This is a genomic window from Porphyromonas sp. oral taxon 278 str. W7784 (genome assembly GCF_000467855.2).
In the GTDB taxonomy this organism is placed as follows: Bacteria; Bacteroidota; Bacteroidia; order Bacteroidales; family Porphyromonadaceae; genus Porphyromonas.
Genome location: NZ_KI259255.1, coordinates 1 through 6060 on the forward strand (window position 1 = coordinate 1; position 6060 = coordinate 6060).

Annotated in this window: 2 protein-coding genes; both read left to right on the forward strand. The window is 53.9% G+C overall.

What is annotated here, in order from left to right; translation table 11 throughout:
- Positions 1 to 833: 833 nt before the first annotated feature.
- Positions 834 to 4157: a SusC/RagA family TonB-linked outer membrane protein gene (locus tag HMPREF1556_RS06330; RefSeq protein WP_021667552.1), complete on the forward strand. Its 3324-nt coding sequence runs from the start codon at positions 834 to 836 to the stop codon at positions 4155 to 4157.
- Between the two features lie 31 nt (positions 4158 to 4188).
- Entirely contained in the window at positions 4189 to 5703 is a 1515-nt protein-coding gene (locus HMPREF1556_RS06335) for a RagB/SusD family nutrient uptake outer membrane protein (protein WP_021667553.1), read from the forward strand.
- Positions 5704 to 6060: the final 357 nt, after the last annotated feature.

Consider the following 6060-nt stretch of genomic DNA (forward strand, 5'->3'; position numbering starts at 1 on the left):
TCCAAATATCGGCGAAAATTTCTTCCATTCCGTCCCTCCTTCGCGCGTGTACATTATATATATCCACCCACCTATCCACAGGGAGCGAAAGACCAGACGATTCCCGCCCCTCCCCAAGGTCAAAAAAGCGACCTCCTTCCAGCCCGCTCCACAAGCGACTTCTAAGCACCCCCAAAAACGACCTACCGTAGGTCGCCGAAAAAACCTACTGTAGGTCGCCGAGACGACCCACGGTAGGTCGGTCGACCGACCGTGCATCCCTTTTTGACCCAAACTAGGACTGGGCTCCCAAAGAAACAGAACGAGGGATTACGATCTCAGGGATACACCCAGGGAAACACATCCGCTGATATCTTCATCTGAGTCCAGCACCTTCGCACCTGGATCGCCCACTCTTATTCGCCCCACTACACCCCTATTTTGTCAAGCCCACTTCCCGATAGTCTTACTCTTTGCCTTCACACTAGGCAGCGCTTCCCACCCCGCTCTAGATCTAGGATTTCTCCGTATTTGTTCACGAAAAAAAGTTTACTACCTTTGCTACAAGAGTCTGCTGCATACTCCACCATGGAGCGGGAGTGCCCTAAGCACCAATGGGTACATACCGATACCACTTATCACAGGAGGTAGAGTACAAGCCAGAGAACAAGTGGCAAGAGGCCACATCGACACACTTAAGCAACCCCTGAGGCGGAGCCTACTCATAGAGGAGATCACACCTCGAGAGACAGACGACACACTTCTGCTGAGAGGCCTAGACCGAAGGACAGACTCCCAATAGGAGAAGCTCTCCTAGTCCGCACATCCGTTTCACTCAAACACCGACAAGTCTAATGAAAAAGAGTTTACTCTTCTTCCTGCTCCTATTCCTATCGATAGGGGTAGCATGGGCTCAGAAGAAGCAGACTACTATCACAGGTGTCGTCATCGCCTCCGATGACAAGGAACCTGTGGTCGCCGCTTCTGTCTCCTGCGTCGAGTTCCCCAAGGTGGGAGCCTTGACTGACCCCAACGGGCGCTTCAGCTTCAATGTCCCCGAGGGTGCCAAGACGCTCAAGATCTCAAGCATCGGCTTCATCACACAGACCGTGGCCATCACTGGCAAGGAACTTCGCATCGTCCTGCGGCCTGAAGAACAAACCCTCTCCCAAGTCGTAGTCGTCGCCTACGGGACGCAGACCAAGAACTCCTTCACGGGGTCGGCAGCTCGTATCGATGTGGCTAGCCTGACGAAGAAGACGGGAGCCAACATCACCACCGCACTCGAAGGAGCTTCTCCTGGGGTACAGGTCTTCACCTCCAGCGGTCAGCCTGGAGCCGCATCTACGGTCCAGATCCGTGGTATCGGGTCCGTGAACTCCAACACCGCTCCTCTCTATGTCATCGACGGTGTCCCCTACAACACGCTCCTCAGTGGCTTCAACATGGCCGACGTAGAGACCCTGACCGTCCTAAAGGATGCCTCTGCTACGGCTCTCTATGGTGCACGTGCAGCTAACGGGGTCGTCCTCATCACGACCAAGCAGGGGAAGGCGGGACGTATCTCCTTCGAAGCAGAAGTGAAGAGTGGGTTCAACGCTCGCTACCTCCCTCAGTACGATGTCATCGACTCGCCTGAAGAATATCTGGAGACGATCTATCACGCTATGAAGAATAGCTACGAGCGCTTTGGCCTGAAGGAGCAGCTCCATTCACTCTACACGAATCCCAAGGCTAAGTTCCAATCCGGCAAGAGTATCGCTGATGCTCCCAAGAACATCTCCGAGCTTCTCTTCTTCCAAGGGATTCTGGAAAATGAGTCCGATGCTACAGGGATATGGGGTCGCTACAACATCTGGAACGCTGAGCCAAGTCAGCTCATTGACCCTGCCACGGGCAAGTTCAATCCCAACGTCAAGCGTCGCTATGACCCAGAGTCTTGGCGTGACCATATCTTCCGCACAGGTCGTATCTCCGAAGCCAACGTCCGCCTATCGGGGGGATCGGATAAGGTGAACTTCTCAAGCTCTCTGGGCTATCAGGACAACGTCGGGTACTACATCGGATCGGAATTCAACCGTCTGAACCTGCGCAATAACGTGACAGCCCACCTGACGAACAACTTCAAGGCTAGCCTCGGCCTCGCCTACTCCCGCTCAGTCATGAAGAATCCTGGGCAGGGCTCTAACGCGAACAACGGCTTCCAGTTCGTCAATAAGGTGCCACCTCTCTACCCCGTCTTCGAGCACGGTAACGATGGGAAGATCCTCGCTGACAAGAAGATCCCTGGCGGTCAGAGCTACGACTATGGTCAGGGCAAGGGAATCAGCCGTCCCTTCTCTGGGGGGATCAACCCTGCTGGGGCTATCCGCCTCGACCGCAACGAAGCTATCAACCACCTCACTACAGGGAACCTCAATCTCGAATATCGCTTCCTCAACGACTTCAAGCTAGCTGTCAACTATGGCTTCCAGGCTACAGCTCGTAAGTCCGAATCACTCACGAACCCCTACTACGGAGATGCTAAGGACCTCGGTCGTATCCGTAATACAAATACGAACAGCTTCTCCTGGATGCTCAACCAGATCCTCTCTTGGGGACGTACCTTCGGTGATCATACCGTCGACGCCTTCATAGCTCACGAAGCCTCCGAAGACGAAGATGATGTCCACTTCTCAGGCAAGGATAAGGTCATCCGTGGTAATCAGACTACCCTCAATGACGGGATCATCCGTGGAGACATCGAGGGCTATCGTATCCGCTACGCCATCGAGAGCTACTTTGGTCAGGCTCGCTATGACTTCAAGAACAAGTACTACCTGAGCGCCTCACTCCGCCGTGACGGCTCCTCTCGCTTCGCACCAGAGAACCGCTGGGGGACCTTCGGCTCTGTGGGTGCTGCTTGGATCATGAGCAAGGAGAACTTCCTCTCAGATGTCAAGTGGATCGACAACCTCAAGCTCAAGGCTAGCTACGGGGTTCTCGGGAACCAGTCGCTCGACCTTGCCTATACGGCTTCCAGCCCAGACTACTACCTCTACCACGACTTCTACTCGGTAGAGAACCTCGATGGTAAGCCCTCATTCTCCTTCTTCTCCAAGGGGAATAGAGACCTAAGATGGGAGCGCTCGGGTACCTTCAACATCGGCTTCGAATCTCGCCTCTTCCATCAGCTGGAGCTCAATGTCGACTACTTCGTCAAGACTACGGACAACATGCTCTTCAAGAAGCAAGTCGCTCCCTCTCTTGGCTATGCTTACTACCCTGTGAGCGAAGGTGAACTCCGTAATAGCGGTCTGGAAGTCGAACTCAACTGGGAGGCTTATAAGAGCAAGAACTTCTCGGTCAACGTCCGTGCTAACGGAGGCTACTACCGCAATAAGATCACCCGTATGGCCAACGATGCCCTAGGCAATCCTAAGCACTACGAGCTCCACGGTAGCTTCGCCTACAAGAAGGGTCACTCCGTACAGGACTACTACATGCGTACCTGGAAGGGCGTAAGTGACAAGGGGCTTCCCCTCTGGAAGGCTTATACCTACAAGGACGCTAACAATAAGGATGTCTACGTCGATGACTACGAAAAGTACATCAGCTCAGGTGGTGACCCCTCTAAGCTGACCGAGACGACGACTTCTAGCTACGGAGATGCTGTGAGAGAGTTCGTCGGCAAGAGCGCTATCCCTGACTTCGTCGGGGGCTTTGGGTTCGATATTCAGTTCCATCGCTTCACGCTGTCGACCAACTTCAGCTACGGTCTCGGAGGCTGGGGCTATGACGGGGTTTACGCTAGTCTCATGAATAGCGGTGCTGCTATCGGCTCTACAAACTACCACAAGGATATCCGCAACTCCTGGACTCCTGAGAGACCTACCAACCAACCGATCTTGACCAACGAAGCAGATCAGCTCAAGTATGCAAGTAGCACCTCGACTCGCTTCCTGACTAGCCGATCCTTCCTCTCACTGACCAACGCTCGCATCAGCTATGATATCCCCAAGACACTCCTACAGCGTCTGGGTCTGAGCGGTGCTTCGGTATACGTCAGCGGAGACAATCTCTTCCTCATCTCTGCACGTAAGGGCTATGCCTCTATGTCTAGCCAGAGCGGGGGATCATCGACGAACCGCTACCTCCCAGTTTCGACCTTCGTAGCGGGTATCCGTCTTGGCTTCTAATGTCCCATCTCTTATACACCCTATCACAATCATGCGTACAAGTATAAGAAACAGCATATGCCTGGCCTGCGGGCTCCTGGCACTCTCTGCCTGTAAGAAAGACTTCCTCGAGAAGGACCCCACAGAGCTCCTCACTGCAGACCAGATAGCTGAAGCTGGGAAGTGGAACGAAGACGTCGCTCTAGGCTTCGTCAACGGGACACTACAGACCTTCTTCAAGTCCTTGCAGTCTACACCTAGTAGTCACGATGACTTTGCTCAGAAGGCCTTCGATATCGAGTCTGACCTGATGTCGGGCGATATGGAGCTTCAGGGGGGGCAGTCCTATGGATGGTTTACCTCTGTAGCCAACCTACTCTCCTACCAAAAGTTTGAGACACTGAACTACTCGGTCTGGCGTATCAGCTACCGTACCGTCTCTCTAGCGAACGGCTTCTTCCGCTCTGTAGGTAGCGATGAATCGGTCCCTGAGAAGCAGAATAATCCTAAGACCCTCTATAACTGGGGACAGGTCAAGGCTCTTCGTGCCCTGGCTTACCTCAATCTAGCTCACTTCTACGGCAAGCCTTATAGTGATGCTACGAAGAGCTCGCTCGTCGTACCTATCTATCGCGCAGCCGATGACGCCAGTAAGCCCGGTAAGCTAGCTACCCTAGATGAAGTCTATCAGTTCATCGTCAAGGATCTGATCCAGGCCGCCGACTCCATGGACAAGTCCAAGGTGGTGCGTAGCAACAAGCAGTACCTCAATGCCACAGTGGCTCGTGGTGCTCTGGCTCGTGCCTACATGGATATGGGCCAATGGGAGAAGGCCTATGATGTAGCCAATACCGTCATCACTACGCAAGCCAAGAATTATCCGCTGATCGCAGCCAAGGATATCCTGACTAACGGCTTCAATGACTACAAGACTCCGGAGTTCATCTGGGCGATCAACATCAACGAGGATAACACTGGTAAGCTTGTAAGCTTCTGGGGGCATATGGACGTCTTTACCTATAGCTATGCTTCCGTCGGAGCGTTCAAGGGAATCAATGCCAACCTACAGGCCGAGATCCCCGATACGGACCTCCGTAAAGGCTGGTTCAATGCCAGCCGAGGACTACCTCTGAGCAAGTTCTTCTCCACAGCTAAGCCCACAGTCCAGGGCGACCGCACTTGGCTGAGTGATATCGTCTTCATGCGTATGGCAGAGATGTACCTGATCGCTTCCGAAGCGGCTGCACGTAAGGGGGACGAGGCTAGTGCTAAGAAGCACCTCCTCACCCTGCTCAAGGAGCGTACCGCTGCAGACAACTACGCTGCTGTCGAGACCAAGATCAACGGGCTCAGCGGTGATGACCTCCTCAAGGAGATCCTCTACAACTGGCGTGTAGAGATGTGGGGTGAAGGCTTCTCGCTTACGGTGATGAAGCGCTTCAAGATCGACATCCAGCGCTCGGGTCGCAATATCTACTATCCGAACCAGATCATCAAGTGGGATGATCCTCGCCTGACCTACCAGTTGCCTCAGAACGAGACATCGAACAATCCTCTGATCAAGTAGCCCCCCGTCGCTACTCCTGATCCTACGACACGAGCTCGCCTCCTCAGCCTTAGTGCTGGGGAGGCGAGCTCTTTCTTCATGCCTCTCCTCCCTTCCTCTCAGAAGAAAAGGTGCTAGCTAGAGTTCCTCGAAAGGCGAAAGGGCAAGCTCCTCGAGGCTAGTAGGTATCCTCGAATACCTTCGAGATGATCCGCCCCTTCTCGCCCAGATCCTTCCTAAGGAGAAGCAGGGGAAGGTAGCCCCCGACGGAGCGGGCTCCTTCCTGAGCTACACACCATAAACGATACGCCCCCGAACAGCCCGCATAAACAGAGGTCTCCGAGCCCCCCAAAAAACGACCTACGGTAGGTCGTCAAA

Bases quoted from the DNA above. Each gene is read 5' to 3' on its own strand.
- HMPREF1556_RS06330 (WP_021667552.1), top strand. From the start codon at position 834: ATGAAAAAGAGTTTACTCTTCTTCCTGCTCCTATTCCTATCGATAGGG.
- HMPREF1556_RS06335 (WP_021667553.1), top strand. From the start codon at position 4,189: ATGCGTACAAGTATAAGAAACAGCATATGCCTGGCCTGCGGGCTCCTG.